Consider the following 26193-nt stretch of genomic DNA (forward strand, 5'->3'; position numbering starts at 1 on the left):
GCCTAAAACGTGGCCCCGGTGTTCAGCCGTTCTGCCACCAGCGAATGCAGCCGCGCAAGCCCCGGTGCCGCAGCCGCCCCGCTTTGGCGGCCGCGCGCAAGATCGGCTGCCGCATCCGCCAGGGCAGGGTCGCCGGAGCTGCGGGCAAGACCTGCCAGAAACCGGGTGATATAATCGATGGCTGCCTCATCGGGCGCCTTGGCCAGCACGCCCGCAACATGGCTGAGGTCATCGCGCAGCGCGAGGCGGTCAGGCTCCACCCGCGCATCAGGCAGCATGTGCAGCCCGTAGGGGCGTGCGTTGGCCGGCAGGCAGCCCAGGATCGCCTGCTGAAATAGCGCAAGACTGTCAATCGGTTTGGTCAGAAAGCCGTCGGCACCCGCAGCGCGGGCCGGTGCCGCCCCCGCCGGATCGCCCGAGATGGCAAGGATCACGGGCAGGCGCGGGCGCGCCGCGGCCAGATCGGCGATCAGGTCGGCGCCGGACCCGTCGGGCAGGCCCAGATCGACGATCACCGCGCCGGGGCGGTAGACCTGAAGATGCCGCCGCGCGGTGCGCAGGCAATCGGCGCGGCGGATGCGCGCGCCCGAGCGCAGGCACAAAAGCCGCATCGCTTCAGACGCGAAGCGGCTGTCTTCGACCACCAGCACGGTCAGCCCCTGAAGGGGGCGGCTGATGCTGGCGGCGGGACTGGCGAACTGCGAAAAATCGTCAGGCATGGCGCTCTCCTCAACTCGGGCGGCGACTCGGATTGGAAAAGTTAAGCGCGCGATTGGCTAACAGCGGGTAAACGGCACCGGAATCCCTTGCGTCGGGGGGCAGGGCGCCGCTACACCGCGCCAAACCGCCAGAAGGAGCCCCCCATGATCGGACGCCTCAATCACGTAGCCATCGCCGTGCCCGACCTGACGGCCGCTGCTGACCAATACCGCAACACCTTGGGTGCCAAGGTCGGTGCGCCGCAAGATGAGCCTGACCACGGCGTGACCGTGGTGTTCATCGAATTGCCGAATACCAAGATCGAACTGCTTTACCCGCTGGGCGAGAATTCCCCGATCATGGGCTTTCTGGAAAAGAACCCCGCAGGCGGCATTCACCATATCTGCTACGAGGTCGAAGATATTCTGGCCGCGCGCGACCGGCTGAAGGCGGCGGGCGCGCGGGTGCTGGGCAGTGGCGAGCCGAAGATCGGCGCGCATGGCAAGCCTGTGCTGTTCCTGCACCCCAAGGATTTCAACGGCTGCCTGGTGGAGCTGGAGCAGGTGTAAGCCGCACGGGGGCCGTCAGGCCCCCGCTTTCACCCTGTGAAACAGGTGGGTGAAGGTCGCGGCACCCAGAACCGGCACGATCAGGTTGATGACCGGCAGGCTGAGCGGCAGCGCCATCAGCACACCCGCGCCCCACACCCGAAGCCGGTGCGCCTTGTAGAACGCGCGGGCGGCGGTGCGGTCCATCCGGCGCAGGGCGACCATCTGGAAATATTCGCGGCCCAGCAGATAACCGTTGACCGCCCAGAACAAGAGCGGAGCGGCAGGGCCGACCAGCAAATAGCCGACCAGCGCCAGCGCGTTGACCGCGATGATCACGCCCAGAAAGCCAAGGCTGTCGCGCAGCGCCTCGGCCAGCGGCACGTTGCGGGCGGGCGGCAGGCCGGGGTAATGCCGTGCCTCGACCGAATCGGCCACGCGATCAAGGAAAAGCCCGGTGAAGGCCGAGGCCACGGGCACCATCAGAAAGAAGCTGAGCAGCAGCATCAGCCCGACCGAGGCCCAGGACATCAGATCATCGACCCAGGTGATTGCGCCGATCCAGGGCAGCGTGATCGTGTCGGGCACCAGCCAGCCGATCAGAACCACGAACAGGGCATAGATCGCGGCCAGCAGCGCAAGTGCAAGCGCCATGCCAAGCGCCAGAACGGATCGGGTGCCGGGACGAAACAGGTCGCCCAGCGCGGTCAGAAAATCGCGGATCATGCGTCAACCCATGTGGTGATTGCGGAAAGGTCGGGGCGGGGGCGGTCGGTGGGTTCTACCGTGGCGGTGCCGATATGGATAAAGCCCGCCACCCATTCGCCGGGGGCAAGGCCCAGCCCCTGATGCGCAAAGGCGGCATCATGCGCGGGCCAGCCGGTCAGCCAGTTGGCGCCCCAGCCTGCGGCAAGGGCGGCGTTCAGCAGCGCAAGGCAAACCGCGCCGATTGATAGCACCTGTTCGATTTGTGCAATTTTTTCCGTGCTTCGGGGCACATGAACCACGGCGACTGCAAGGTTTGAGTTGGAAAACTGCAAGACGCCTTTTTCCGCCTGATCGGAGGGCAGGGCCAGTTCGGTGGCGCGCAGGGCGACTTGACCGGCCAGCCGTTCCAGCGCGGGGCGGGTCAGCACGATAAAGCGCCACGGCTCCAGCTTGCCATGGTCGGGGCTGCGGGCGGCGGCGGTCAGGATCGGCTCCAAAGCGGCGCGGTCGGGCACCGGCAGCGTCAGCGTGCGCGCAGGGCAAGAGCGGCGGCTTAGCAGAAAGCGCAGGGCCTCGGGGTTGGGCTGGGGCATGGTATGGCCTTTCAGAAAAAGAACTCGGCCAGCCGGCCGATATGGGCGCTGACATGAGCCTGCCAGTCGGGGCCGGGCTGGCGGGCGGCAAGGGTCGCGGCGAGCGGGTCGGGCGCCTTGATGTGGCTGCCCGCGAGGGTGGCGATCACGGCATGGCCGCAAAAGGGCACATGGACCTCGGAATAGCCGCCCTCATGCGCCAGCATCAGGCGGCCATCGCACAGATCATCGGCAGCCTGCATCACCCGCCGGGTCAGGGCCCCGAACGTGTCGGATGAGGCAAGCATCCGCCCCAGCGGATCGACGGCCGAGGCATCATAGCCGCAGGCAACCACGATGATCTCGGGGCCAAAGCGGTAGAGCGCGGGCAGCACGAGACGGTCGAACGCCTCGATATAGCTGGCGTGCCCGGTGCCGGGGGGCAGCGGAATGTTGAGGTTGAAGCCATGCCCGCGGCCCGCGCCGCGCTGGTCAGCGGCGCCGGTATCCAGCGGATAGTTGCGGTCCTGATGCAGAGAGATCGTCAGCACCTCGGGGTCGGACAGAAAGATTGCCTCGGTGCCGTTGCCGTGGTGCACATCCCAATCGACCACGGCAATGCGGCGGGCCAGCCCCGCGGCCTGCGCGGCGCGAATCGCCACGGCGATGTTGTTCAGCAGACAAAAGCCGTTCGGAAATTCGGGCAGGCAATGATGGCCGGGTGGGCGGGTCAGGGCATAGGCGTTGCGCGCCTGCCCGCCCAGCACCGCAAACAGCGCCCCCCGCGCCAGCCCCGCCGACAACGCCGCGATGTCATAACCGCCCTGCCCAAAGGGCGTTCGCAACCCCAATTCGCCCCCGCCCGCATCGGAGGCGGCCTTGAACGCGGAAAGATAGCTTTCGGGGTGAACGCGGCGCAGATCCTGATGGCTGGCGGGCGGTGCGCTCTGTTCGACCAGATCGCTCATCAATCCGGTGACGCGCATCAGATTGACCAGCCGACGCTTGGTTTCCGGGCTTTCGGGTAGGCCCGCGCCGGGCTGCACAAGGCCGCCCACCGGCAGAGTGAAGGCGTAATTGCCGCCGCCGTGCCACAGGCAGCGTTCGTCATGAAAGAAGGCGGTGGTCATCGTGGGCCTCCGGGCGCTGGCGTCAAGGTTAGCGGCAGGTTACACAGGGGGCCAGAGGGGAGTGCATGACCGATCTGAGCCATCTTGCAAGACCGGGCGCCGAAATCGCGGTGCGGGTGACGCCCAAGGCGTCGCGCAACGTCGTGGTGGCCGCCGAGGACGGATTGCGGGTTTATGTGACCGTCGCGCCCGAGGATGGCAAGGCCAATGCCGCGGTGACGAAACTACTGGCCAAGGCGCTGGGCGTAGCGAAAACCCGGCTGGTGCTGCTGCGCGGCCAAAGCGCGCGCGACAAGGTCTTTCGGCTGGAGTGAGGCGGCGGCCTATCCTTCGGCCTTCTGCGCGCGCAGGCGATAGACGCCCTCGGGCAGATCAAGCGCCGCAGCCAGTTCGCGCAACTGGGCGTGGGAAAACACCACCTTCATCACCGTGTCGGTGTGCTCGTCATATTGTTCGACCGTCACACAATCTTCAAAGGCGTTGATGGTCACATCTTCCTGAAGCCAGTCCTCACCGCCCTCGCCTTCATCGACGAGGGTGATCAAGGTGGCGTCGAATTCGTGCTCGATGGTGAACATATGGGCAGGCTAGCACGGTTTGGGCCGGGCCACCACCGCCCGATGCACGAGGGCCTTGCCCTTCGCGCCGCTGCCGCCTAATCCCTTGAGGATGAAAATACTGTTTCTGGGCGATGTGATGGGCCGGGCGGGCCGGGCTGCGGTTGCGGCGCGGCTGCCGGGGTTGCGGGCGGAATGGGGGCTCGATTTTGTCGTGGTCAACGGCGAAAACGCCAGCGCGGGCGCCGGGTTGACGCCCGACCACGCGCGGGGCCTGCTGGAGGCGGGGGCCGATTGCGTGACGCTGGGCGATCATGCCTTCGACCAGAAGGACATGCTGCGATTCATTGAGAGCGAGCCGCGCATCATCCGGCCGCTGAACTATGCCAAAGAGGCGCCTGGCAAGGGCGCGCGGGTGTTTTCAGATGCGCGCGGGCGCAAGGTGCTGGTGGCGCAGGTGCTGGGGCAGGTGTTCATGAAGCGGCCCTTCGACGACCCGTTTTCGGCCATCGACGCGGTGCTGCGCGCGCATCCGCTGGGCGGTATGGCGCAGGCCACGCTGGTGGATATGCATTGCGAGGCGACCTCGGAAAAGATGGCGATGGGCCATTGGTGCGACGGTCGGGCCAGTGTGGTGGTGGGCACCCATACCCATGTGCCCACGGGCGATGCGATGGTGCTGCCCGCCGGCACCGCCTATCTGACCGATGCCGGCATGTGCGGCGACTACAATTCCGTAATCGGCATGGACAAGGCCGAACCGATGCGCCGCTTCATCACCGGTATGGGGCGGGACCGGTTCACCCCGGCCGAGGGCGAGGCCACGCTTTCGGGGCTTTATGTCGAAACCGACGACCGCACCGGGCTGGCCAAACGCTGCGCGCCGATCCGGGTTGGCGGGCGTCTGGCCGAGGCGCGGCCCTAGCGGCAGAGAGGGATAGCATGATCGCCGACGCCCTGCCCCCCGATCTTCAGGCCCTGGCGGGTATTTTGATCGTGGCGGGCATGTTCGTGATGTTCCTGCGCGAAAAGGTGCCGCCCGAGGTGGTGGCGATCGGCGGCGCGGCGGTGATGCTGGCCAGCGGGCTGCTGCCCTATGATCAGGCGGTGGGGGCGCTGTCGAACTCTGCGCCCTGGACGATTGCCTTCATGTTCCTGATCATGGGGGCTTTGGTGCGCACCGGCGCGCTGGAGGCGATGACGCGTCTGATCGAGGCCCGCGTCGATACACGGCCGGGGCTGACGGTGGCGCTGCTGTTCGCGCTGGTGGTCGCGGCTTCGGCTGTGATGAACAATACGCCGGTGGTGGCTGTGATGATCCCGGTGTTCATCCAGTTGGCGCAACGGCTGGGGGTGGCACCGTCGCGCTATCTGATGCCGCTGTCGTATTTCACCATTCTGGGCGGGATGATCACGCTGATCGGCACCTCGACCAACATTCTGGTGGATGGTGTGGCGCAGGCCAAGGGGCTTGCGCCTTTCTCGATCTTCGAGATCGCGCCGGCGGGCCTTGCGGTGGCCGCCGCGGGGGCGGTGTTCATCGCGCTGTTTGCCCGCCGTCTGGTGCCCGAGCGGCAGTCGATGGGCGTGATGCTGAGCGGCCGGCGCAAGATGAAATATTTCACCGAGGTCGCCCTGCCCGAAGGCAGCAGCCTGATTGGAAAGCCGGTTCTGGCCGTCGATATCTTTCGCCGCGAAGGCGTGCGGGTGATCGACGTTTTGCGCGGCGATGCCAGCCTGCGCCGCGATCTGGCCGCGGTCGGGTTACAGGCCGGCGACAGGGTGGTGCTGCGCACCGAGATGGCCGAACTGCTGGGAATGCAGCAAAATCCCGACCTGCGGATGGTGGACAAGCTGAGCTCGGTCCAGACCGAGACGGTCGAGGTGCTGATCAGCCCCGGCTGCCGGATGATCGGGCGGTCGCTGGGCGAGTTGCGGCTGCGTCGCCGCTATGGCGTCTATGTTCTGGCCGCGCACCGCCGCAACCAGAATATCGGGCGCAAGCTGGACGATCTGGTGGTGGTGGTGGGCGACACGCTGCTGCTGGAGGGATCGGCCGAAGATATTGCCCGGCTTGCCGCCGACATGGATCTGGTCGATGTCGCGCGACCGCGGGGCCGGGCGTTTCGCCGCAGCCACATGCCGATTGCGGTGGTGGCGCTGCTTTCCGTGGTGGGGCTTTCTGCGGTGAATGCCGCCCCGATCATGATGCTGGCGATGCTGGCGGTGGCGGTCATTCTTGTCACGCGCTGCATCGACGCCGACGAGGCGTTTTCCTTTATCGACGGGCGGTTGCTGGCGATGATCTTTGCCATGCTGGCGGTGGGGGAGGGGCTGGAACAGGCAGGCTCGATCCAGATGATCGTCGATGCGGTCAGCCCCTATCTGGCCGGGCTGCCGCCGGTGCTGGCGCTGGCGGCGGTCTATTTCATGGGCCTCATCATGACGGAACTGTTGTCGAACAATGCGGTGGCGGTGATTTTGGCCCCCATCGCCATCGAACTGGCGCGCTCGCTTGGGCTGGACCCGCGGCCCTTTGCGGTGGCAGTGATGTTTGCGGCCTCGGTGGCCTTTGCCACGCCGATCGGCTATCAGACGCATATGATGGTTTACGGCCCCGGCGGCTATCGGTTTACCGATTTCCTGCGGCTGGGTCTGCCGCTTGATATTATCACCGGGATCGTGGCCTGCCTTGTGATCCCGATGATCTGGCCACTGTAAGGAGGTGCCGATGATCCGCCCGCTGTTCCCTCTGGCGCTGGCCGCCCTGGCCGCCTGCACGCCGCTGCCCGAGGCGCTGACCGGCGCCCGCCCCGACAGTGTGAGCCTGAGTGCGAAAAGCCTGCGCGTGGCCTTTACCGACGGCAGCATCTGCCGGGCCGCGCTGACCCCGGTTGACAGCGGCGTGCTGACCGGCGAGCTGGAGCGCTGCGCACAGCCGCTGCGCTATGAAATCACCATCGAGCGGCAAAACTGGCTGGAGCCTGCGCTGGGCGAGCTGGTCGCGCCCTATGCCCATATCGTGCTGCGCGACGATGCGGGCCGCGCCTGGCACTGGCGCACGCCCGAGGCGATGAACCGGCTCGGACGCGAGCGCGACGCAGGCTGAGCGCGCAGCCGCGCATGGCGGTGCTTGCGGCGGGGGGCAGGCCTGCCTTATAGAGGCCCGCAACCGCATTTTCCGCAAGAACGAGGGCGCAATGGCAGGCCATTCGAAATGGGCGAACATCCAGCACCGCAAGGGGCGTCAGGACAAGTTGCGCTCCAAGCTGTTTTCCAAGCTGGCGAAAGAGATCACCGTGGCCGCCAAGATGGGCGACCCGGACCCCGAAAAGAACCCGCGCCTGCGGCTGGCGGTGAAGGCTGCCAAGGCCGTGTCCTGCCCCAAGGACGTGATCGACCGTGCCATCAAGAAATCGCAAGGCGGCGATGCCGAGGATTACACCGAAATCCGCTATGAGGGATATGGGCCCAACGGGATTGCGGTCATCGTCGAGGCGATGACCGACAACCTGAACCGCACCGCCAGCAACGTGCGCAGCTATTTCACCAAATATGGCGGCAACCTGGGCACCACCGGGTCGGTCAGCTTCATGTTCGACCGGGTTGGCGAGATCACCTATCCGGTCAGCGCGGGCGATGCCGATACGGTGCTGATGGCTGCGCTGGAGGCGGGGGCCGATGACGTGGAAAGCGACGAGGAAGGCCACTGGATCTATTGCGCCGACACCAGCCTGAGCGAAGTGTCGGAGGCGCTGGAGACGGCGCTGGGCGAAAGCACCGAGTCGAAGCTGGTCTGGAAGCCGCAGAACCGCACCAATGTCGATCTGGACACCGCGCGCACGTTGATGAAGCTGATCGACGCCCTGGAAGAAGATGACGACGTGCAGACCGTCACCGGCAATTTCGACATCCCCGAAGATGTTGCCGCCCAATTGTAAGCGGCCCGTATCGGTGGGCGGCAGGGGGGCGCTGCCCCCCTCGGCCTGCGGCCTCACCCCCTGGGATATTTGGACCAAGCTGAAAGCAGGGGCAGACAGAACGGGCCGCGCCGGCAAGGTGCGGCCCGATTTCATTGGGCCTTAGTAGTCGAGTTTCCAGCCGACCCAGGCGGTGGCGGCGTTGTCGGCGTCTTCGGCATCGACATAGCCCACACCGGCATAGCCATTGGTCAGGAATTCCATCTCGGCGCTGACGCCAAGGATGTGGGGGTCGCTGCCCGCGTCGATCCGGCCCCAGCTTGCGCCAAGGGTCAGCGGATCGAAGGGCTTGTAAAAGCCTTCCAGAGCCACGCCGTCGGTGTCACCCACGATCCCGCTTTGGCCCCAGGTGAAGCGGCCGCCATACTGGCCCGCGTCATAGCCAAGGGTGGCCAGCAGGTTTTCCTCGTTGAGCCCCGGCGCGTCGATCAGTTCGACCCCGAGCGCAAAGTCGAAGGCGCCAAGGTCGCGCGCGACGACGGCGGTGAGGGTGTCGGCGTTGTTGTCGAAATGGTGCCATGAGGCGCCGACATCGTAATCGCCAAAGGTGCCGTCGTAGCGCAGGCCGTAGAAGGACTGGTCGCCGAGGGTGGCCAGCGCCTCGGTGGTGTTCAGCGCGCCATCCAGGAGCGGGTCGGCAATGCGGCTGCCGCCAAAGCGCGGCGTTTCGATCCGGTCGGCGAGTGCCGAGCGCGGGGCGCCGACCGAGAATTTGCCATAGCCGGTTTCGACCCAGAGGGTGGGGAACAGCGCATAGTCCGACAGGTCGAATTCGGCGCTTTCATAGCCCTTGATCCCCAGTTCGAACCCCAGTGGATTGCCGCCCGGCGCGCCCATGCGCAGACCCAGCGAGATGTCGATCTGTGCCAGATCGGCATCGCCGCCGTTGGTATCGGCATAGTCAAAGCGCAGATCGCCCGAGACATACATTGGCTGATCGGCCGTTTGCGCCTGCGCAAGGGTCGTGGTGGCGAGCAGCGCGAGAAGGGGGGCGGACAGCGATTTCATCGGGGGTCTCCTTATATCATGTTGCGCGCACTCTACCCTTGCGCGAGATATTGTGCGACCGGGGGCGGGCCGAATTCGGCGGGGTGTGGATCGATCGCAACAGGGCAGGGTCATGGGGGCATTCTGGGCGGGGTTGAAACTGGGGCTGGCGCTGATCGTGGCGATCGGGGCGCAGAATGCCTTTGTGTTGCGGCAGGGGCTGCGGCGCGAGCATGTGTTTGCGGTCTGTCTGTTTTGCGCCGTTTCGGATGCGGCGCTGATCGCGTTGGGGGTTTCGGGCTTTGCGGTGGCCTCGACGGCGGCGCCTTGGCTGGCGCCCGCGCTGCGCTGGGGCGGGGTGGCGTTTCTGGTCTGGTATGGGGCGCGGGCGTTCCTGTCGGCCTGGCGCGGCGGGTCGGCGCTTGCGGCGGCGGGCGGGGGTGCGCCCCTGGCCGCGGTGCTGGCCACGCTGGCCGCGCTGACCTGGGCCAACCCGCATGTGTGGCTGGATACGGTGGTGCTGCTGGGGGCGATCTCGGCGCAGTTTCCGGGGCGGGAGGTCGCTTTTGCCGGCGGGGCTATGACCGGGTCGTTCCTGTTCTTTTTCTCGCTGGGCTATGGTGCGCGGGCGCTGGCGCCGGTGTTTGCGCGGCCCCGTGCCTGGCAGGTGCTGGATGTGCTGATCGGTGTGGTGATGTGGTCGATCGCGGCACGGCTGGCGCTGGGGTAGTTGTGCCCGACACAATCGCGCGCTTGCGAGGCGCGCGCGCTTGGGGCCAAGTCGCGCAATGATGTCACCTGCTGCGAACCGGCCCCTGATCGGGGTGTTGTGGATGCTGGCCACGGGGCTGTGCTTTGTGGCAGTCACCGGGATCGTACGCTATCTGGGCACCGATCTGCCCGCGCCGCAAAGCGCCTTTATCCGCTTTGCCTTTGGCCTGGCGTTTCTGACCCCGGCACTGGTGGCGCTGATGCGGCGCGGCGGGGTGCCCAAAGGGTCGATGCGGGTGTTCGTGCTGCGTGGCGGGTTGCATACGCTGGCGGTGATCTTGTGGTTTTACGCGATGGCACGCATCCCGGTGGCTGAGGTGACGGCGATTGGCTATCTCAACCCGATCGTCGTCAGCATTGGCGCGGCGCTTGCCTTTGGCGAAAAGCTGGCGCCGCGGCGGGTGGGCACGATTGCGGTGGCGGTGGTTGGCGCGCTGATCGTGCTGCGCCCCGGCCTGCGTGACATCGCGCCAGGCCACTGGGCGCAACTGGGCGCCTCGGTCTGCTTTGGCCTGTCTTATCTGGTGGCCAAGCGTCTGTCGGAAATCGTCCCCGCCACGGTGGTGGTGGCGATGATGGCGCTGACGGTGACACTTGGGCTGGCGCCCTTTGCCGCGATGGTCTGGGTGCCGGTCAGCCTGACCCAATATGGCTGGCTGGCGCTGGTGGCGGTGTTTGGCACTGCGGGGCATTATTGCATGACGCGCGCCTTTACCGCGGCGCCGATGACGGTGACGCAGCCGGTCACCTTCCTGCAACTGGTCTGGGCCACGGCGCTGGGGGCGCTGGTGTTTTCCGAGCCGGTCGATCCGATGGTGATTGCGGGCGGCGGGCTGATCATTGCGGCGATCAGCTGGCTGACATGGCGCGAGGCGCAACTGAAGCGGCGCGGATTGACTCAGCCTCAGTCGGGGGGCGTGCCGGTCTGACCCTGCGGGTCGATCAGCCGGGCGATCACGCCTTCGCGGCTGATCCGCCCGCCGGGCAGGGCCAGAACCGGGTGGCGCGTCAGCATCGCCATGACCTGCCGCACGGGCATTTCGGGCGCGACCTGGGGCACGCCGGGTGCTGCGCCCGGTTCGGCCACATCGGCGGCGGTCAGCACCCCCAACGGGTTCATGTGGGCGACGAAATCGGCGACATAGGGGCTGGCGGGGCGGGCGATGATGTCGCGCGCGCGCCCCTCTTGCACGATCCGCCCGCCCTCCATCAGGGCCACGCGGTTGCCCAGCTTGAACGCCTCGTCCAGGTCATGGCTGACAAAGATGATGGTGCGCCGCAGAGTGGATTGCAGTTCCAGCAATTCGTCCTGCAACTCGGCCCGGATCAGCGGGTCAAGCGCCGAGAACGGCTCGTCCATCAGCAGGATCGGCGCTTCGGTGGCGAAGGCGCGGGCAAGGCCCACGCGCTGCTGCATGCCGCCCGACAATTCACCCACCTTGCGGTCGGCCCAATCCGAGAGGTGCACGAGGTCAAGCTGGGCTGCGACCCTTTCGCGCCGCTCGGCCTTGGGCATTCCGGCCAGTTCAAGGCCCAGGCCCACATTCTCTCGCACCGTGCGCCATGGCAGCAGGCCGAATTGCTGAAACACCATGGCGACGCGGTGCAGCCGGATACGGCGCAGCGTGGCGGCATCGGCATGTGTCACATCGACCAGCGCGTTGCCGTCGCAGACCTGCACCGCGCCCCGGCACACCGGGTTGAGCCCGTTCACCGCGCGCAGCAGCGTGGATTTGCCCGATCCCGAAAGCCCCATCAGGACCAGGATTTCGCCCTCGGCCACCGACAGCGAGCAGTCATGCACCCCCAGCACCTGCCCTGTGGCCTGCTGAATTTCTGACCGGCTTTGCCCCTGATCCATCAGCGGCAGGGCACGTTCGGGATGATCGCCGAAAACGATTGAAACGCAGTCGAACCGCACGGCGACGCCCGCCGTCGTCTTCGGGTTGGTGATGCGGGTCACTTGCGGCCCTCCCAGCGCAGCATCCGGTCAAGGATGATGGCGACGACGACGATGATGAAGCCCGCCTCGAACCCCAGCGCGGTGTTGACCGAGTTCAGTGCTCGCACCACCGGCACGCCAAGCCCGTTTGCCCCCACCAGCGCGGCAATGACCACCATCGACAGCGAAAGCATGATCGTCTGGTTCATGCCCGCCATGATCTGCGGCAGGGCGTAGGGCAGTTCGACCTTCCACAGCACCTGCCGGGGTGTGGCGCCAAAGGCGGTAGCGGCCTCCAGCAGCGGTTGCGGGGTGGACGAGATGCCCAGATGCGTCAGCCGGATCGGGGCAGGCAGCACGAAGATGACGGTGGCGATCAGGCCCGGCACCATGCCGATGCCGAAAAACACGATTGCCGGGATCAGATAGACAAAGGTCGGCAGCGTCTGCATCAGGTCAAGCACCGGGCGCATCGCGGCGTAAAGCCGGGGCCGGTGCGCGGCGGCGATGCCGATCGGCACCCCCACCGCCATGCAGACCACGCAGGCCGACAAGACCAGCGTCAGGCTTTCGGTGGTGGCCTTCCAATAGCCCTGATTGAGGATGAACAGGAACCCCGCAAACACCAGCGCCGTGGTTTTCCAGTTGCGCTGCAAGATCCATGTCACCGCGGTAAAGCCTGCGATGATAAAGAGCGGCGGCGGGGTTTGCAGCAGCCACATATAGGCGTCGATCAGCGCCTGCATTACATCGGCCAGCGCGTCGAAAAAGGCCCCGGCATGAAGCTTGAGCCAGTCAAAGACCAGTTTCGCGGTCTTGCCGACCGGAATTTTGGGAATGTCGATCCAGTCCATCCGGCGCCCGTAGTTGCGGCGACGGGGCTGGCCCCGCCGCCTGTGCCGTCACTTGAGCGCGGCGGTAACGGCGGCCATCGCATCGCCGCCGTCTTTGGTGGTCACGCCCTCCAGCCACGGCCCCAGCACCTGCGGGTTGGCGGCAAGCCAGGTTTTCGCGGCCTCCATCGGGTCGGTGCCATCATTCAGGATCGCGCCCATGATCTCGTTTTCCAGCGTCAGGCTGAATTCGAGGTTTTGCAGGAAACGCCCGGTGTTGGGGCATTCGGCCACATAGCCCTTGCGGGTGTTCGTGGCCACCTCGGCACCGCCAAAGTTCGGGCCGAACACGTCGTCGCCGCCCGCCAGATAGGTCATCTGGAAATTGGCGTTCATCGGATGCGGCTCCCAGCCCAGAAACACGACGGGTTCGCCCGCGCCGTCGGCGCGCGCCACCTGCGCCAGCATCCCCTGTTCGGAGCTTTCGACCAGGGTAAAGCCCGACAGGCCAAACATCCCCTTTTCGATCATGTCGAGGATCAGGCGGTTGCCGTCATTGCCCGGCTCGATCCCGTAGATCTGGGCGCCCAGCGGGCCGGATTGCGCCGCGATGTCGTCAAAACTGTCGATCCCCAAGGCCGCGCCGGCCGCATTGGTGGCCAGCGTGTATTTGGCGCCGGTCAGATTGGTGCGCACCGTCTCGACCGTGCCCGCCTCACGGTAGGGGGCGATATCGGCCTCCATCGTCGGCATCCAGTTGCCCAGAAACACGTCGATATCACCGGTGGACAGCGCGGTATAAGTGACGGGAACCGACAGCAGCTTGGTTTCGGTGTCATAGCCCAGCGCGGTCAGCACGGTGCTGGCTACGGCGGTGGTGGCGGTAATGTCGGTCCAGCCGACATCCGAGAAGGTAACCTTGCTGCAATCGGCCGCGGCAGGCAGGGCAAGCCCGGCAAGGGCGGTGGCAAGAAGGGCGGTGCGAAGTGTCATCTCGGGCTCCCTGACGCTTTTGTTGATTGACGAGTCAATTAACTTGCTTGTAGCTCCGGCAGGCACGCAGTTTCCGGGGTTTGCCATGCCGAAACTTGGGGCCGAGCCTATCCGAAGGGCTGCCTTGGTGAAAGCCACCATCGAAGCGGTGGGCGATGCCGGGTCGCTGGATGTGACCGTGGCCCAGATCGCGCGGCGGGCGGGCATGTCGCCGGCGCTGGCGCATCACTATTTCGGGTCGAAAGAACAGATATTTCTGGCTGCCATGCGGTCGATCCTGTCGCTGTATGGCGCCGAGGTGCGCGGCGCGCTGACGGCCGCCGAGGGGCACGAGGGGCGGCTGCGTGCGATTGTGCGCGCCTCGTTCGGGCCGGGCAGCTTTCGCCGCGAGGTGGTGGGGGCCTGGCTGAACTTTTATGTGCTTGCCCAGACCCTGCCCGAGGCGCGGCGGCTGTTGTCGGTCTATCAGCAGCGGCTGCACGCGAACCTGATGCACGATCTGCGCCCACTGGTGGGCACGCGGGCCGCGGCGGTGGCGCGCGGCCTGGGCGCGCTGATCGACGGCGTCTATATCCGCGCGGCGCTGCGCACGGGCGCCCCCGATGCGCGAGGCGCGGCCGATCTGGTGCTGGATTATCTCGACCGTGAACTGGAGGGGCGGCCATGATCGCACAACCGAACGCCAGCCATTTCGTCAACGGCGCCTATGTCGAAGATACCGCAGGCGCGGCCTTTGAGGTGATCTATCCGGGCACTGGCGCGGTGATCGCGGTTCTGCACGAGGCAACCGAGGCGGTGATCGAGGCGGCGCTGGCGGGGGCCGCGCAAGCGCAGCGCGACTGGGCCGCACGGCGCCCGGTGGAACGCGGGCGCATTCTGGCGCGGGCGGCAGCGATCATCCGCGACCGGGGTGAGGAACTGGCGCGCCTGGAAACGCGGGATACCGGCAAGCCCTTGCAGGAAACCCGCGTGGCCGACTGGCCCTCGGGCGCGGATGCGCTGGAATATTTCGCAGGGCTGGCGCCCACGGTGACGGGCGAGACGGTGCCGCTGGGGCGCGATTTCATCTATACGATCCGCGAGCCGCTGGGGGTCTGTCTTGGCATCGGCGCCTGGAATTACCCCAGTCAGATCGCCTGCTGGAAAGCCGCGCCGGCGCTGGCGCTGGGCAATGCGATGGTGTTCAAACCGTCGGAGCTGACACCGCTGGGCGCGCTGAAACTGGCCGAGATTCTGGCCGAGGCGGGGCTGCCTGCGGGGCTGTTCAACGTGGTGCAAGGCCGTGGCGCGGTGGGGGCGCGGCTGGTATCCGACGCGCGGGTGGCCAAGGTGTCTCTGACCGGTTCGGTGGAAACCGGCGCGCGGGTCTATGCCGCGGCGGCGGCCGGGATGCGGCATGTGACGATGGAGCTGGGCGGCAAGTCCCCGCTGATCGTCTTTGATGACGCAAGCCTTGAGGATGCGGTGGGGGCCGCGATGCTGGGCAATTTCTACTCCTCGGGGCAGGTCTGTTCGAACGGCACGCGGGTTTTCGTGCAGGCCGGGATAAAGCCGCGGTTTCTGGACCTGCTGGCCGAACGCACCGCCGCGATCAGGGCGGGCGACCCGCTGGACCCGGCCACGCAGTTCGGCCCGCTGGTCAGCGCGGCGCAGCGCGACAAGGTTTTGCGGTATATCGACGGGGCGCAGGCCGAAGGCGCGCGACTGATCTGTGGCGGCGGCATCGGCAATGCGGGCGGATTTTTCGTGGAACCCACGGTCTTTGCCGAGGTGACCGACACCATGACGCTGGCGCGCCAAGAGGTGTTCGGCCCGGTGATGGCAGTGCTGGAGTTCGACACCGAAGACGAGGTGGTCGCGCGGGCCAATGCCACGCAATACGGGCTGGCGGCCGGGGTCTTCACCGCCGATCTGGCGCGGGCGCATCGGGTGATTGCGCAGCTTCAGGCCGGCACCTGCTGGATCAACGCCTATAACCTGACCCCTGTCGAGGCGCCCTTCGGGGGGGTGAAGGCCTCGGGGCTGGGGCGCGAGAATTCGCGCGCCGCGGTGGAGCATTATACCCAGGTGAAGTCGGTCTATGTCGGGCTTGGCCCGGTCGAGGCGCCTTACTGAGCGCGCCGGGGCGCTGCCCCCGGACCCTCGGGGTTATTTGAACCAAGCAGCAGGCAGGGTGCGCGGATGCAGGCGGAATATGTGATCGTGGGGGCAGGGTCGGCCGGCTGCGCGCTGGCCTGGAGGCTGGCAGAGGCCGGGCACAAGGTTGCACTTATCGAACATGGCGGGTCAGATTTCGGGCCGTTTATCCAGATGCCAGCGGCTCTTTCTTATCCAATGTCGATGTCGCGCTATGACTGGGGGTTTTCGACCGAGCCTGAGGCGGCCCTCGACGGGCGGCGGCTGGCCACGCCGCGGGGCAAGGTGATCGGGGGATCATCCAGCATCAACGGCATGGTCTTTGTCCGCGGCCATGCGCGCGATTTTGACCATTGGTCAGATCAGGGCGCGGCGGGCTGGTCTTATGCCGATGTGTTGCCCTATTTTCGCCGGATGGAAAACTGGCATGGCGGCGAGCCCGGCACCGATGCTGATTGGCGCGGCCATGACGGGCCGCTGCATGTGACGCGAGGGCCGCGCGACAACCCGCTGTTTGGTGCCTTCATCGAGGCGGGTCAGCAGGCCGGATACCCCTATACCCCCGATTACAACGGTGCGCAGCAGGAAGGATTCGGCCCGATGGAGGCCACGATCTGGCGCGGGCGGCGCTGGTCGGCGGCCAATGCCTATCTGCGACCTGCGCTGAAGACCGGAAAATGCCGGGTGATCCGGGCGTTGGCGCGGCGCGTGGTGATCCGCGAGGGTCGCGCGGTGGGGGTGGAGGTTGCGCGGCGCGGGCGCATCGAGACCATCAACGCCGGGGCCGAGGTGATCCTCTCGGCCTCGACCATCAACACGCCGAAGTTGTTGATGCTGTCGGGCATCGGGCCTGCAGCGCATCTGGCCCAACACGGGATCGAGGTTCTGGCCGACCGACCGGGCGTGGGAGCGAACCTTCAGGATCATCTTGAAATCTATATGCAATTTGCCGCAGCCCAGCCGATCACGCTCTATCGTTACTGGAACTTGTGGGGCAAGTTGACGGTCGGGGCGCAGTGGCTGTTCACCGGGCGAGGCCTGGGCGCCTCGAACCAGTTCGAGGCCTGCGGCTTCATCCGGTCTGCCGCGGGGGTGGACTATCCCAATATCCAGTATCATTTTCTGCCCATCGCCGTGCGCTATGACGGCAAGGCCGCAGCCGAGGGGCACGGGTTCCAGGTGCATGTCGGCCCGATGCGGTCAAAGTCGCGCGGCCGGGTCAGCCTGCAAAGTGCCGACCCCGAGGTGTCGCCCGCGATCCGCTTCAACTACATGTCGCACCCCGAAGACTGGGAAGAGTTCCGCCGCTGCATCCGCCTGACGCGCGAGGTTTTCGGCCAACCCGCTCTGGCCGCTTATGTGAAGCACGAAATCCAGCCCGGTGCGGCAGTGCAGAGCGATGCCGAGATTGACGCCTTCATCCGAGATCATGCCGAAAGCGCCTATCACCCCTGCGGCACCGCCCGGATGGGGCGGGCGGATGACCCGATGGCGGTGGTCGACCCCGAATGCCGGGTGATCGGGGTTCAGGGGCTGCGCGTCGCCGACAGTTCGATCTTTCCGCGGGTGACGAATGGCAACCTGAATGCGCCCTCGATCATGGTGGGGGAAAAGGCCGCCGATCACATTCTGGGCCGGGGGATGCTGCCGCCCGCCGCAGTGCAGCCCTGGGTCGCGCCCGATTGGCAGAGCCGACAGCGTTAAGGTTGCGCCACACTATCGCTTGACCCGGCGTCGCGCATCTACCAGATGTGGGGCATGTTAAGGATTTGTTCACTTATCGTTCTGATAGCATCTCCGGCTTTCGCGCAATCGGTCGTGGGGGTGGCGCGGGTGATTGATGGCGACACGCTGGAGGTGGCGGGCGAACGGGTGCGGCTGTTTGGCATCGACGCGCCCGAAGCCGGGCAGGCCTGCCGCGATGCGGCGGGGCGGCGCTGGGACTGCGGCGCTCATGCCACCGCACGGCTGGAGGCGCTGAGCGGTGGCGCGGTGCGCTGCGAGGGGCGCGAGCGTGACCGTTATGGCCGCCTGGTAGCGCGCTGTGCGGCGGGTGGGCAAGATCTTGGCGCCGCGATGGTGGCCGAGGGCGCGGCCTTTGCCTATGCCCGCTATTCCGCCGATTACCTGCCTGCCGAGGCTGCGGCGCGGGCGGCGCGGCGCGGCGTCTGGGCGGGGGCGGCCGAGCGCCCCGAGGATCGGCGCAGGGCAGCCGCCCCGGCGCCGGGCGGCTGCGTGATCAAGGGTAATATCTCCGACAAGGGGCGGCTTTACCACCTGCCGGGCAGCGCCGCCTATGACCGCACGCGGATTGCGCCGGGCAAAGGTGAACGCTGGTTTTGCACGGAAACCGAGGCGCAGGCCGCGGGCTGGCGCCGCGCGGGTGGTTGACTTGATACGCCTCAAGGCGTCTATGCGGCGACAGACCTAGAGTCAGTTTAACACGAGCGGCAAAAGGATAGCCCATGTCGAACACCCCCCATGACGTTTACGAAGACTTCCCCGGCGAGGCGGAAAAAATTCATGCGCTGAAGGTGGCGGATGCGCATTTTGCGCGGCTGATCGAGGAATATCACGAGATCAACCGTGACGTTCACCGCGCCGAAACCAATGTCGAGCCGGTCGAACAACTGGCCGAGGTCGAGATGCGCAAGAAGCGCGCCGCGTTGAAGGATGAGATCGCCCGGCGTCTGACCGCGGTCTGAGCCTGCGGTACAGCGGTGAAAACCCCGGTCGCAGTCCGGGGTTTTTTCATGCGATGTCGTAAGGCAGCAGGCCGCGTGCGTCGGGGTTGACGGCAAGCCGACGTTCCAGCGGGGGCACCGAACGCTGGTGGCAGTCGCGCCGTTCGCAGATGCGGCAGGAAATGCCGATCGGGGCATAGGCGCGGGGGTTCGACAGTTCCATGTCATCGGCATAGACGAGGCCACGCGCATGGCTGATTTCGCACCCCAGCCCGATGGCATAGCGGCGCACTGGCGCATGGAACGACCCGCCAGACTTTGAAATATCGCGCGCAAGGCACAGATAGCGCACCCCGTCGGGGGTTTCCGCCAGTTGCCGCAGAAAACGCCCCGGCGTTTCAAACGCCTGATGCACGTTCCACAGCGGGCAGGCGCCACCAAAGCGGGCGAATTGCAGCCGCGCGGCGGAATGGCGCTTGGTGATCGTGCCGGCCTGATCGACGCGCACGAAATAAAACGGAATGCCTTTTGCGCCGGGCCGTTGCAGCGTGGAGAGCCGGTGCGCCACCTGTTCGATCGAGGCGCCGAACAGGTCGGCCAGCCGTTCCAGATCGTGGCGCGTGTCCTGCGCGGCCTGCAGAAAGACGCGGTAGGGCAAGAGTGCTGCGCCCGCGAAATAATTGGCCAGCCCGATCTTGGCGATGGCGCGGGCGGTGTCGGACTGAAACCGCGCCAGATCGAGCGTGGCCTCCAGCAGGTCGTTCTGGGTCAGCAGCGCGACCTGATGCAGCAGTTGAAAGGCGCGGGTCGGTGCATGGGCGCGCGAGGATAGCCAAAGCTGGTTGCCCTCGCGCCGCCGCAACTCGGGGATGTCGGATAAGTGCAATTCAATCCCGCGCGCTTCCAGCGCTTCGGTAGCCCGCAAAACCGGGTCAAAGTGTTGGCCTTTTGGGCATGAAAAGTGCTCGGCGGCGCGGTCTACGGCGTCGATGTAATTGTCGCAATAGTGAAAGAAGTCTCGCACCTCTTCCCAAGGGGAAACAATTGTCTGGGCGCCTTCGCGGCCCAGGGCCTCGTCCAGGCTGGCCAGCCGTTCATGGGTCTGGCGGTAGGCGCGGTGCAGTTCCAGAAACGCCCGTGCCAGCGCCGGGGCGTTGGAGGCGGCCAGCCGCAAATCGGCCAGGGGCGGCGCGGCATCGGCAAAGACCGGATCGGCCAGCGCCTCGCGCATGTCCGACACCAGGCGTTCGGAATCGCCTGCCGACAGTTCGGTCACGTCCAGTCCGAATTCACCCGCGAGCGCCAGCACCACCGCGGCTGACACCGGGCGGTGATTGTTCTCCATCTGGTTCAGATAGGGCAGCGACACCCCCAGCCGGTCGGCAAAGACCTTTTGCGTCAGCCCCAGCCGCCCGCGGGTTTCGCGCAGTTTGACACCGGCATAGAGTTTCTGCGTGGCCATGCGCACCCCCGAATTTGCAAAGCGACCTTAGCCTTTGCAAATTATGGGGTCAAACACCGAGCGCCGCGCGCCGCCGCATCACCCAGGCAATCGCCGGCACCGAGAGCGCCGACGAGCCCAGCATCAGCACCAGCAGAGGCCGTTCGGTCGCGCCCGGATGCAGCAGTGCCCCGGCAACGGCGGCCAGTGCCGCACCGCCGCCGATCATCAGCGCGCCGCCAAGGCCCGAGGCGGTGCCCGCCAGTTCCGGCCGAACCGACATCATGCCTGCATTGGCATTGGGCAGCGTCAGCCCGTTGCCCAATGCCAGCACCCCGATCCCGGAAAAGAACACGACCGGATGCGACACGCCCGCCAGCGTCAGCCCGGTTGCCAGCCCCAGCCCCAGCGTTCCGGCCAGCGTGCCCAGCCAGATCATCCTATCCATGCCCATGCGCACAGAAAAGCGGCCCGACAGGAAATTGCCCAGCGCGTAGCCAATGGCAGGGGCGGCAAAGTAATAGCCCAGCGTTGCGGGCGACAGGTGGAACACCTCGCCCCCCACGAAAGGCGCCCCGCCCAGATAGGCAAAGAACGCGCCCGAGGCGAAGGTGGCCGCCAAGCAATAACCCCAGAAGCGTTGCGAGCGGAAAAGCTGTGGGTAAAGCCGCAGTTGCGCGCCAAATCCGCCACTGCTGCGGGCGCCGGTTTCGCCCAGATCGGCCCAGACCAGCGCCAGCACTCCCAGCCCCAGAACGCCCAGCAGGCCAAAGCTGGCCTGCCAGCCAAAGGCCTCGTCCAGCAGACCGCCGATCAGCGGGCCCACCATCGGCACCAGCGACATGCCCATGGTGACATAGCCCAGCATCGAGGCCGCCTGAGGCCCCGGCACCATGTCGCGCACCACCGCCCGGCTGAGAACCATGCCGGTCACCACCACCGCCTGCGCCATGCGAAAGGCCAGAAACCACCCCGCCGTGGGCGCCAGCAGCGTGCCCGCCGTGGCCAGCAAGAACGCCACCAGCCCGCCCAGGATCACCGGGCGGCGGCCAAAGCGGTCGGATACCGGGCCGATCACCAGTTGCATCACCGCGCTGACGCCCAGATAGGCCGAAACCGACAGTTGCATCACCGCGTAATCGACGCCGAACCCGCGCGCCATGCCCGGCAGCGAGGGCAAAAAGATGTTCATCGTCAATGCCGCCAGCCCCGCCAGCAGGATCAGCGTCATGATATGCGGGGGCGAGGTTCGGTCTAGAAAGCGCGAAGACATGGCAATTGGCTAGGCCCGTCACGGGGCTTTGTCCATCCGGTAAAATCGGGGTCGACCTGTGCGCCGGGGCACATCAGCCCCAGTCGTGAAAGATGAACCAGGCCCCTGCGGCGATCAGGGCAAAGCCCACGCCATGCTGCCAGGTGATCGGTTCTTTCAGGTATGCCCAGGAAAACACCGCAAAGACCGACAGCGTGATCACCTCTTGAATGGTTTTCAACTGTGCGGCGGTGAAATGACCGTGGCCGATGCGGTTTGCCGGCACCTGAAGCAGATATTCAAAGAACGCGATGCCCCAGCTGACGAGGATTACCACGATCAGCGGGGCCGCCTTGAACTTGAGGTGGCCATACCACGCAAAGGTCATGAAGATGTTTGAGACCAGCAGCAGGCCGATGGTCAGCACCGGAACGGGAATCGCGGGCAGGGTCATGGCGGGCTCCGGCTGTTGGGGGGCGAATGGAGCCCGGAGAATGGTGCTAACCCGTTGATTTTAAGACGTAGGCTTTACCAGATCAAGCGGCGTGCGTGGCTGGGCGGGGGGGGGGCGCCGGGCCAACAGGTTTTGTCGCGGTCTGATGCGGTTCCCCCTTCTGGATCGCGTCTGGCTTGCATAGAGTGCGACCGATCACATGGCCCCGACGGTCGGCTGCGCCCGGCCGCGGGCCAGCCCCGCCTTCTGCAAGGACCAGGACATGCCGATACCCGCCCCCGTCACCCCCGACCTGTCGCCAAATCCGCGACGGGTATTCATGCTGGGCGCCACCGGCACCATCGGCAAGGCGACCGTGGCGGCCCTGCTGCGCAAGGGGCACGAGGTTGTCTGTTTTGTGCGCCCCGGCGCCGGGGGCGACCCTGGGCGGGGCCTGCCCGCGGGCGCGCAACTGCGCTTTGGCGATGTGACCGATCCGGCCTCGATCTCTCGTGACGGCTTTTGTGGCGAGCGGTTCGATGTGCTGGTGTCCTGTCTCGCCTCGCGCACCGGGGTGCCGCGCGATGCCTGGGCCGTCGACCACAAGGCGCATTCCGACGCGCTGGCGGCGGCGCGGGCCGCGGGGGTCAAACAGGTGGTGCTGTTGTCGGCGATCTGTGTGCAAAAACCGCTTTTGGCCTTTCAGCAGGCGAAACTGGCTTTTGAGGCGGAGCTGATCGGATCGGGGTTGGCCTATTCGATCGTGCGCCCCACGGCCTTTTTCAAATCGCTGTCGGGCCAGATTGCGCGGGTGCAGCAGGGCAAGCCGTTTCTGGTTTTTGGCGATGGCCGGCTGACCGCCTGCAAGCCGATCAGCGACGACGATCTGGGCAGCTATCTGGCCGAATGTCTGGATGATGAGAGCCGCCGCAACCAGATATTGCCGATCGGCGGGCCGGGGGCCGCGATCACCCCGCGCGAGCAGGGCGAAATCCTGTTCCGGCTTCTGGGGCGCGAACCGAAGTTCCGGCAGGTGCCGGTGCGGTTGCTGGATGCCATCATCGCGGTGCTGGATACGCTGGGCCGCATTTCACCGCGGCTGCGCGACAAGGCAGAACTGGCGCGGATCGGGCGCTATTATGCGACCGAATCCATGTTGGTGCTGGACCCGGCGACGGGGCGCTATGATGCCGGGGCGACACCGTCAAGCGGCACCGACACGCTGGCCGAATTCTATGCCCGCCTGCTGCGCGGCGAGGCGCGGGTCGATCTGGGCGAACATGGGGTGTTCTGACCAGTGGGGCTGCGCAAATCGCGCGCCCCATGCGATCTTGCGCCTATGGCCCTGATCGGGCCATAATTTCGACGCCATCCCCGTGATTTTTGGGGGGTGTCGCGGGGATTGGGTCCAATGTCTAAGCCAGAATTTGATGACTATGCCGCCAGTTATGCCGATCTGCATGCGCAGAGCATTCGCCTTTCGGGCGAGGCGCCCGACTATTTTGCCGAATACAAGATCCGCGAGTTGCATCGCCTGACCCGGCTTTGGGGGATGACCAATCCCGCGATCCTCGATTTCGGCAGCGGGATCGGCAATTCCGTGCCGCATCTGCGCCGCTATTTTCCCGCCCGCCACGTTGCCACCGCCGATGTCTCGGAGGAAAGCCTGCATCAGGCGCGGCAGGTGCATGGCGCGCGCGAAGACCAACTGGTCATCAAGGCGGGGCGCGTCCCGGCGCCGGACGAGGTCTTTGATGTGGTGTTCACGGCCTGTGTCTTTCATCACATCGACCATGCCGATCATCACGCCTGCCTGCGCGAACTGGCGCGGCTGACCCGACCGGGCGGGCGGCTTGTGCTGTTCGAGCACAACCCTCTCAATCCGCTGACCCGCAAAGCGGTGCGCGAATGCCCGTTTGATGCCAACGCCCATCTGATTGCCGCGGGCGAGATGCAGCGGCGAATAGCGCAAGCGGGCTGGGCCGAGGCGCGCCACGATTTCCATGTGTTCTTTCCGGCCGCACTGGCCCGCCTGCGGCCGCTGGAAACCGCGCTGCGCTGGTTGCCGCTGGGCGCACAATATGCCTGCCATGCCCGCCGCCCCGCAGGGCCTGCATGATGGCCTTGCAAACCACCCGCCGCCCGCTTGCCGGGCAAGTCTGGCGCTACGCCGCAACGGGGGTGGCCAATACGCTGCTTGGCCTGATCGTGATCGTCGGTCTGCACCGGGGGGCCGGGGTGGGCCTCGTTGCCGCCAATGCCGTGGGCTATGGCGCGGGCCTGTGCCTGTCGTTCTGGCTGAACAGTAACTGGACCTTTGGCCATTCCGGGCGCCTCGGGCCGGCTGTTATACGCTTTGCCGCCGTTCTTGCGGTTGCCTTTGCCGTCAACCTGCTGGTGATTGTGGGGCTTCAGCGGGCTGGATTGCCCTATTTGATCGCGCAATGTTCGGGTGCGCTTGTCTATAGTCTGATCGGTTTTGTGGGGTCCCGTCATGTCGTCTTCACCGAACGCGCCTGATGGCGCCAAGGCCCGGCCGGTGCAGCGCGCGGCGCCCAGCCTGTCGATCGTGGTGCCCTGTTTCAACGAAGAGGCGGCGCTTCCGGCTCTGCTGGCGCGGCTGGACCGGCTGGTGGCAGACCTGAGCGCCGCAGGCCGGGTGGCAGGCCCCGTCGAGGTGATTCTGGTCGATGACGGGTCGTCAGATCGCACCTGGCAAGTGATCTGCGCGGCCAGCCGGGCGCATCGGGTCACGGGCCTGCGGCTGTCGCGCAACCACGGCCATCAGCGCGCGCTGCTGGCGGGGCTGATGCAGGCCTCCTCGGATGTGGTCGTCAGCATGGATGCCGACCTGCAAGACGATCCGGGCGTGGTGGCGCAGATGCTGGATGCCTACCGCGACGGCGCCGAGATCGTCTATGGCGTCCGCAAATCGCGCGCTGCCGATACCGCCTTCAAGCGGTTTTCGGCCCGCAGCTATTACTGGCTGATGCGCAAGATGGGGGTCGATCTGCTGCCCGACCATGCCGATTTCCGGCTGATCAGTCGCAAGGCCCTGCGTGCCTTGGGCGAGTTTGGCGAAACCAACCTGTTCCTGCGGGGGCTGATCCGCCAGCTTGGCTTTGCCTCGGCGGTGGTCGGCTATGATCGCGCGCCGCGCTCGGCCGGGGAAAGCAAATATCCCCTGCGCAAGATGCTGTCTTTCGCGCTGGAGGGGGTCACGTCGTTTTCGGTGCAGCCGCTGCGTCTGATCACCGGGGCAGGCTTTTTCATTGCGGGGCTGTCGTTTCTCTATGTCTGCTATTCGGTTCTGGCCTGGGCGACGGGCAGGACCGTTCCGGGCTGGGCCTCAACGGTGTTGCCCATCTATCTGCTGGGCGGGCTGCATTTGATCGCATTGGGGGTAATCGGTGAATATGTCGGAAAGATCTATCAGGAAACCAAGCGGCGCCCCCGGTTCATCGTCGATGAAATCGTGCAACCCGAACCTGGCCAAGAGCGGGCCGGGAATGATCTACAGGGCACCGCCGCGCGCTGAGGCGGCATCCCCCCCTGCGCCCGCCACTGAAACGGCGCGGCCCGGACGGTCGGGGCTGTGGCCGCTTGTGGCCTTTGTCATCGCCTGCCTGTGCACGGCAGGGCCGATCCTGATGCATCTGCATCTGCCGCTGATCGATCTGCCCAATCACATCGCCCGGCATGTGATCATGGCGACCACGGGCGGGGCGCTGCTGGAGTATTACAGCGCCACCACCGCGCTGGTGCCCAATTCCACAGTCGATCTGTTGTGGCGGCTGACCGGCTACCCGGTCGGGGCCGAGCGGTTTTCGCAGCTTGTGCTGGCAGGCTATGCGGTGCTGCTGATCGCTGCGGTCATGGTGCTGTCGCGCACCCTGCACGGGCGCTGGATGGTCTGGCCCGCCGTCGCGGGGCTTGTGGTGTTCAACGCCTCGTTTTTCTGGGGATTCCAGAATTTCATCGTTGCGGTTCCGTTCAGCATTCTGGCGATGGCGCTATGGCTCTGGCTGGAAGACCGCCCGCTTGGGCTGCGCGTGGCGATTTTGGGGCCGGTCGCGGCGCTGCTCTACATCATGCATTTCTTTGCCTTTGCCGCGTTTGCGATCATGGCGTTTGGCCGAGGCGCTGCCCGACCCTGATCAGGCCGCCCGGTTTCGGCTGGGCGTGGTCGATGCGGCCTATAACGCGCTTTTCGTGCGCCGGGGCGAAGCCTTTGTAATGGACCGCATCGCGGTGCTGCACGGGCTGCCGCCAGCGCTGCTGGATGCCTCGGTCCGGCTGCGGGCGCTGCGCCGCGAGATCGGGCAGGTGCAGGCGGCGGTCAAACTGATCAGCCTTGTCGGATCGCTGGGCACCGACGGGCTGGTCAAGGTGCTGACCGATCAGGCGCTGGACTATGTGCAGGACAAGGCGCAAGACAAAGGCATCGGCTGGCTCGACCGGCGCAACTGGTTCGGGCTTTATCCGCAGTTGCGCAACCGGATCGGGGTAGAGGTGCGGCGATGATCG

The 26193-nt window shown here is 66.1% G+C and carries 31 protein-coding genes; 19 read left to right on the forward strand and 12 right to left on the reverse strand.

Translation table 11 applies throughout. The features are described from left to right. Positions 1–2: 2 nt before the first annotated feature. Positions 3–719, reverse strand: a complete 717-nt coding sequence (locus C5F46_RS11515) for a response regulator (protein ID WP_107325494.1) — start codon at positions 717–719, stop codon at positions 3–5. Positions 720–863: 144 nt separating this feature from the next. On the opposite strand from C5F46_RS11515, the gene mce reads away from it, so the two are divergent. Further along, the gene (gene mce, locus C5F46_RS11520; protein ID WP_107325495.1) at positions 864–1268 is read left to right on the forward strand and encodes a methylmalonyl-CoA epimerase; all 405 of its coding nucleotides are present in this window, start codon (positions 864–866) and stop codon (positions 1266–1268) included. Between the two features lie 15 nt (positions 1269–1283). Here mce and C5F46_RS11525 read toward each other — a convergent pair whose 3' ends face one another. From C5F46_RS11525 to C5F46_RS11535, 3 genes are read right to left on the reverse strand one after another with little or no spacing between them, the layout of a single operon-like run. After that, positions 1284–1973 carry an EI24 domain-containing protein gene (locus C5F46_RS11525; RefSeq protein ID WP_107325496.1) on the reverse strand — a complete coding sequence of 230 codons (690 nt, stop codon included), beginning with the start codon at positions 1971–1973 and terminating at the stop codon, positions 1284–1286. Beyond that, the gene (locus tag C5F46_RS11530; protein ID WP_107325497.1) at positions 1970–2548 is read right to left on the reverse strand and encodes a nitroreductase family protein; all 579 of its coding nucleotides are present in this window, start codon (positions 2546–2548) and stop codon (positions 1970–1972) included. The genes C5F46_RS11525 and C5F46_RS11530 overlap by 4 nt, the downstream gene beginning before the upstream one ends. Before the next feature lie 11 nt (positions 2549–2559). Next, the gene (locus C5F46_RS11535; protein WP_107325498.1) at positions 2560–3657 is read right to left on the reverse strand and encodes a class II histone deacetylase; all 1098 of its coding nucleotides are present in this window, start codon (positions 3655–3657) and stop codon (positions 2560–2562) included. A gap of 65 nt (positions 3658–3722) precedes the next feature. Here C5F46_RS11535 and C5F46_RS11540 point away from each other — a divergent pair, with 65 nt between their 5' ends. Continuing rightward, positions 3723–3971 (forward strand): DUF167 domain-containing protein, encoded by a 249-nt coding sequence (locus C5F46_RS11540; RefSeq protein WP_107325499.1) that lies wholly within the window; start codon positions 3723–3725, stop codon positions 3969–3971. Positions 3972–3980: 9 nt separating this feature from the next. Here the strand turns inward: C5F46_RS11540 and C5F46_RS11545 are convergent, their stop codons facing one another. Continuing rightward, positions 3981–4235 carry a hypothetical protein gene (locus C5F46_RS11545; protein WP_107325500.1) on the reverse strand — a complete coding sequence of 85 codons (255 nt, stop codon included), beginning with the start codon at positions 4233–4235 and terminating at the stop codon, positions 3981–3983. A gap of 91 nt (positions 4236–4326) precedes the next feature. Here C5F46_RS11545 and C5F46_RS11550 point away from each other — a divergent pair, with 91 nt between their 5' ends. The 4 genes from C5F46_RS11550 (at position 4327) to C5F46_RS11565 (ending at position 8155) form a co-directional block, all read left to right on the forward strand. After that, positions 4327–5139, forward strand: coding sequence for a TIGR00282 family metallophosphoesterase (locus C5F46_RS11550; protein WP_107325501.1), 813 nt, complete (start codon positions 4327–4329; stop codon positions 5137–5139). Between the two features lie 17 nt (positions 5140–5156). After that, on the forward strand, positions 5157–6935 hold the full coding sequence (locus tag C5F46_RS11555) for an SLC13 family permease (protein WP_107325502.1): 1779 nt from the start codon (positions 5157–5159) through the stop codon (positions 6933–6935). A gap of 10 nt (positions 6936–6945) precedes the next feature. Next, the gene (locus C5F46_RS11560; RefSeq protein WP_107325503.1) at positions 6946–7323 is read left to right on the forward strand and encodes a hypothetical protein; all 378 of its coding nucleotides are present in this window, start codon (positions 6946–6948) and stop codon (positions 7321–7323) included. A gap of 91 nt (positions 7324–7414) precedes the next feature. Further along, positions 7415–8155 (forward strand): YebC/PmpR family DNA-binding transcriptional regulator, encoded by a 741-nt coding sequence (locus C5F46_RS11565; RefSeq protein WP_107325504.1) that lies wholly within the window; start codon positions 7415–7417, stop codon positions 8153–8155. A 141-nt stretch (positions 8156–8296) separates the two neighbouring features. On the opposite strand, the gene C5F46_RS11570 is transcribed toward C5F46_RS11565, so the two are convergent. Beyond that, a complete protein-coding gene (locus C5F46_RS11570; RefSeq protein WP_107325505.1) occupies positions 8297–9202 on the reverse strand; it encodes a porin in 906 nt (301 codons plus the stop codon). A gap of 112 nt (positions 9203–9314) precedes the next feature. Here C5F46_RS11570 and C5F46_RS11575 point away from each other — a divergent pair, with 112 nt between their 5' ends. Continuing rightward, complete coding sequence (locus tag C5F46_RS11575; protein ID WP_107325506.1) at positions 9315–9911, forward strand: LysE/ArgO family amino acid transporter; 597 nt, start codon at positions 9315–9317, stop codon at positions 9909–9911. Positions 9912–9969: 58 nt separating this feature from the next. Then, entirely contained in the window at positions 9970–10881 is a 912-nt protein-coding gene (locus tag C5F46_RS11580; RefSeq protein WP_235820159.1) for a DMT family transporter, read from the forward strand. Here the strand turns inward: C5F46_RS11580 and choV are convergent. The 3 genes from choV to choX are packed head-to-tail and all read right to left on the reverse strand — an operon-like array spanning position 10857 to position 13720. Continuing rightward, positions 10857–11906, reverse strand: coding sequence for a choline ABC transporter ATP-binding protein (gene choV / locus C5F46_RS11585; RefSeq protein ID WP_107325524.1), 1050 nt, complete (start codon positions 11904–11906; stop codon positions 10857–10859). The two genes, C5F46_RS11580 and choV, sit on opposite strands and share 25 nt — an antisense overlap. A gap of 5 nt (positions 11907–11911) precedes the next feature. Then, positions 11912–12748, reverse strand: a complete 837-nt coding sequence (choW, locus tag C5F46_RS11590) for a choline ABC transporter permease subunit (RefSeq protein WP_107325507.1) — start codon at positions 12746–12748, stop codon at positions 11912–11914. A 48-nt stretch (positions 12749–12796) separates the two neighbouring features. Further along, positions 12797–13720 carry a choline ABC transporter substrate-binding protein gene (gene choX, locus C5F46_RS11595; RefSeq protein WP_107325508.1) on the reverse strand — a complete coding sequence of 308 codons (924 nt, stop codon included), beginning with the start codon at positions 13718–13720 and terminating at the stop codon, positions 12797–12799. 85 nt (positions 13721–13805) lie between these two features. Between choX and betI the strand changes: the two genes are divergently transcribed. From betI to C5F46_RS11620, 5 genes are all read left to right on the forward strand, one after another. Continuing rightward, positions 13806–14387: a choline-binding transcriptional repressor BetI gene (gene betI, locus C5F46_RS11600; protein ID WP_107325509.1), complete on the forward strand. Its 582-nt coding sequence runs from the start codon at positions 13806–13808 to the stop codon at positions 14385–14387. Beyond that, positions 14384–15835, forward strand: a complete 1452-nt coding sequence (gene betB / locus C5F46_RS11605; protein ID WP_107325510.1) for a betaine-aldehyde dehydrogenase — start codon at positions 14384–14386, stop codon at positions 15833–15835. The genes betI and betB overlap by 4 nt, the downstream gene beginning before the upstream one ends. Before the next feature lie 66 nt (positions 15836–15901). Further along, complete coding sequence (betA, locus tag C5F46_RS11610) at positions 15902–17560, forward strand: choline dehydrogenase (protein ID WP_107325511.1); 1659 nt, start codon at positions 15902–15904, stop codon at positions 17558–17560. A 54-nt stretch (positions 17561–17614) separates the two neighbouring features. Further along, positions 17615–18247, forward strand: a complete 633-nt coding sequence (locus tag C5F46_RS11615; protein WP_107325526.1) for a thermonuclease family protein — start codon at positions 17615–17617, stop codon at positions 18245–18247. Between the two features lie 74 nt (positions 18248–18321). After that, positions 18322–18561 (forward strand): YdcH family protein, encoded by a 240-nt coding sequence (locus tag C5F46_RS11620; protein ID WP_107325512.1) that lies wholly within the window; start codon positions 18322–18324, stop codon positions 18559–18561. Between the two features lie 46 nt (positions 18562–18607). On the opposite strand, the gene C5F46_RS11625 is transcribed toward C5F46_RS11620, so the two are convergent. The 3 genes from C5F46_RS11625 to C5F46_RS11635 form a co-directional block, all read right to left on the reverse strand. After that, the gene (locus tag C5F46_RS11625) at positions 18608–20002 is read right to left on the reverse strand and encodes a helix-turn-helix domain-containing protein (protein ID WP_107325513.1); all 1395 of its coding nucleotides are present in this window, start codon (positions 20000–20002) and stop codon (positions 18608–18610) included. Positions 20003–20051: 49 nt separating this feature from the next. Then, a complete protein-coding gene (locus C5F46_RS11630) occupies positions 20052–21212 on the reverse strand; it encodes a multidrug effflux MFS transporter (protein WP_235820160.1) in 1161 nt (386 codons plus the stop codon). Between the two features lie 115 nt (positions 21213–21327). Continuing rightward, positions 21328–21681 (reverse strand): DMT family protein, encoded by a 354-nt coding sequence (locus C5F46_RS11635; protein WP_107325527.1) that lies wholly within the window; start codon positions 21679–21681, stop codon positions 21328–21330. A gap of 268 nt (positions 21682–21949) precedes the next feature. Between C5F46_RS11635 and C5F46_RS11640 the strand changes: the two genes are divergently transcribed. From C5F46_RS11640 to C5F46_RS11665, 6 genes are all read left to right on the forward strand, one after another. Beyond that, entirely contained in the window at positions 21950–22960 is a 1011-nt protein-coding gene (locus C5F46_RS11640) for an NAD(P)H-binding protein (protein ID WP_107325529.1), read from the forward strand. Between the two features lie 117 nt (positions 22961–23077). Beyond that, a complete protein-coding gene (locus C5F46_RS11645) occupies positions 23078–23785 on the forward strand; it encodes a class I SAM-dependent methyltransferase (RefSeq protein ID WP_107325516.1) in 708 nt (235 codons plus the stop codon). After that, positions 23782–24186: a GtrA family protein gene (locus tag C5F46_RS11650; RefSeq protein WP_107325517.1), complete on the forward strand. Its 405-nt coding sequence runs from the start codon at positions 23782–23784 to the stop codon at positions 24184–24186. The genes C5F46_RS11645 and C5F46_RS11650 overlap by 4 nt, the downstream gene beginning before the upstream one ends. Beyond that, positions 24161–25204, forward strand: coding sequence for a glycosyltransferase family 2 protein (locus C5F46_RS11655; RefSeq protein ID WP_107325518.1), 1044 nt, complete (start codon positions 24161–24163; stop codon positions 25202–25204). Before C5F46_RS11650 ends, C5F46_RS11655 begins: the two co-directional genes overlap by 26 nt. Next, positions 25176–25823 carry a hypothetical protein gene (locus tag C5F46_RS11660; protein ID WP_107325519.1) on the forward strand — a complete coding sequence of 216 codons (648 nt, stop codon included), beginning with the start codon at positions 25176–25178 and terminating at the stop codon, positions 25821–25823. Before C5F46_RS11655 ends, C5F46_RS11660 begins: the two co-directional genes overlap by 29 nt. Further along, positions 25798–26190, forward strand: coding sequence for a hypothetical protein (locus tag C5F46_RS11665; RefSeq protein ID WP_107325520.1), 393 nt, complete (start codon positions 25798–25800; stop codon positions 26188–26190). Before C5F46_RS11660 ends, C5F46_RS11665 begins: the two co-directional genes overlap by 26 nt. The last annotated feature ends 3 nt before the right edge of the window (positions 26191–26193 follow it).

Origin of the sequence: Phaeovulum veldkampii DSM 11550, from assembly GCF_003034995.1 — a bacterium.
In the GTDB taxonomy this organism is placed as follows: domain Bacteria; phylum Pseudomonadota; class Alphaproteobacteria; order Rhodobacterales; family Rhodobacteraceae; genus Phaeovulum; species Phaeovulum veldkampii.

Coding starts and splice junctions, on each gene's coding strand:
- C5F46_RS11515 (WP_107325494.1), bottom strand. CDS start 719: ATGCCTGACGATTTTTCGCAGTTCGCCAGTCCCGCCGCCAGCATCAGC.
- mce (WP_107325495.1), top strand. CDS start 864: ATGATCGGACGCCTCAATCACGTAGCCATCGCCGTGCCCGACCTGACG.
- C5F46_RS11525 (WP_107325496.1), bottom strand. CDS start 1,973: ATGATCCGCGATTTTCTGACCGCGCTGGGCGACCTGTTTCGTCCCGGC.
- C5F46_RS11530 (WP_107325497.1), bottom strand. CDS start 2,548: ATGCCCCAGCCCAACCCCGAGGCCCTGCGCTTTCTGCTAAGCCGCCGC.
- C5F46_RS11535 (WP_107325498.1), bottom strand. CDS start 3,657: ATGACCACCGCCTTCTTTCATGACGAACGCTGCCTGTGGCACGGCGGC.
- C5F46_RS11540 (WP_107325499.1), top strand. CDS start 3,723: ATGACCGATCTGAGCCATCTTGCAAGACCGGGCGCCGAAATCGCGGTG.
- C5F46_RS11545 (WP_107325500.1), bottom strand. CDS start 4,235: ATGTTCACCATCGAGCACGAATTCGACGCCACCTTGATCACCCTCGTC.
- C5F46_RS11550 (WP_107325501.1), top strand. CDS start 4,327: ATGAAAATACTGTTTCTGGGCGATGTGATGGGCCGGGCGGGCCGGGCT.
- C5F46_RS11555 (WP_107325502.1), top strand. CDS start 5,157: ATGATCGCCGACGCCCTGCCCCCCGATCTTCAGGCCCTGGCGGGTATT.
- C5F46_RS11560 (WP_107325503.1), top strand. CDS start 6,946: ATGATCCGCCCGCTGTTCCCTCTGGCGCTGGCCGCCCTGGCCGCCTGC.
- C5F46_RS11565 (WP_107325504.1), top strand. CDS start 7,415: ATGGCAGGCCATTCGAAATGGGCGAACATCCAGCACCGCAAGGGGCGT.
- C5F46_RS11570 (WP_107325505.1), bottom strand. CDS start 9,202: ATGAAATCGCTGTCCGCCCCCCTTCTCGCGCTGCTCGCCACCACGACC.
- C5F46_RS11575 (WP_107325506.1), top strand. CDS start 9,315: ATGGGGGCATTCTGGGCGGGGTTGAAACTGGGGCTGGCGCTGATCGTG.
- C5F46_RS11580 (WP_235820159.1), top strand. CDS start 9,970: ATGATGTCACCTGCTGCGAACCGGCCCCTGATCGGGGTGTTGTGGATG.
- choW (WP_107325507.1), bottom strand. CDS start 12,748: ATGGACTGGATCGACATTCCCAAAATTCCGGTCGGCAAGACCGCGAAA.
- choX (WP_107325508.1), bottom strand. CDS start 13,720: ATGACACTTCGCACCGCCCTTCTTGCCACCGCCCTTGCCGGGCTTGCC.
- betI (WP_107325509.1), top strand. CDS start 13,806: ATGCCGAAACTTGGGGCCGAGCCTATCCGAAGGGCTGCCTTGGTGAAA.
- betB (WP_107325510.1), top strand. CDS start 14,384: ATGATCGCACAACCGAACGCCAGCCATTTCGTCAACGGCGCCTATGTC.
- betA (WP_107325511.1), top strand. CDS start 15,902: ATGCAGGCGGAATATGTGATCGTGGGGGCAGGGTCGGCCGGCTGCGCG.
- C5F46_RS11615 (WP_107325526.1), top strand. CDS start 17,615: ATGTTAAGGATTTGTTCACTTATCGTTCTGATAGCATCTCCGGCTTTC.
- C5F46_RS11620 (WP_107325512.1), top strand. CDS start 18,322: ATGTCGAACACCCCCCATGACGTTTACGAAGACTTCCCCGGCGAGGCG.
- C5F46_RS11625 (WP_107325513.1), bottom strand. CDS start 20,002: ATGGCCACGCAGAAACTCTATGCCGGTGTCAAACTGCGCGAAACCCGC.
- C5F46_RS11630 (WP_235820160.1), bottom strand. CDS start 21,212: ATGACGCTGATCCTGCTGGCGGGGCTGGCGGCATTGACGATGAACATC.
- C5F46_RS11640 (WP_107325529.1), top strand. CDS start 21,950: ATGCCGATACCCGCCCCCGTCACCCCCGACCTGTCGCCAAATCCGCGA.
- C5F46_RS11645 (WP_107325516.1), top strand. CDS start 23,078: ATGTCTAAGCCAGAATTTGATGACTATGCCGCCAGTTATGCCGATCTG.
- C5F46_RS11650 (WP_107325517.1), top strand. CDS start 23,782: ATGATGGCCTTGCAAACCACCCGCCGCCCGCTTGCCGGGCAAGTCTGG.
- C5F46_RS11655 (WP_107325518.1), top strand. CDS start 24,161: ATGTCGTCTTCACCGAACGCGCCTGATGGCGCCAAGGCCCGGCCGGTG.
- C5F46_RS11660 (WP_107325519.1), top strand. CDS start 25,176: ATGATCTACAGGGCACCGCCGCGCGCTGAGGCGGCATCCCCCCCTGCG.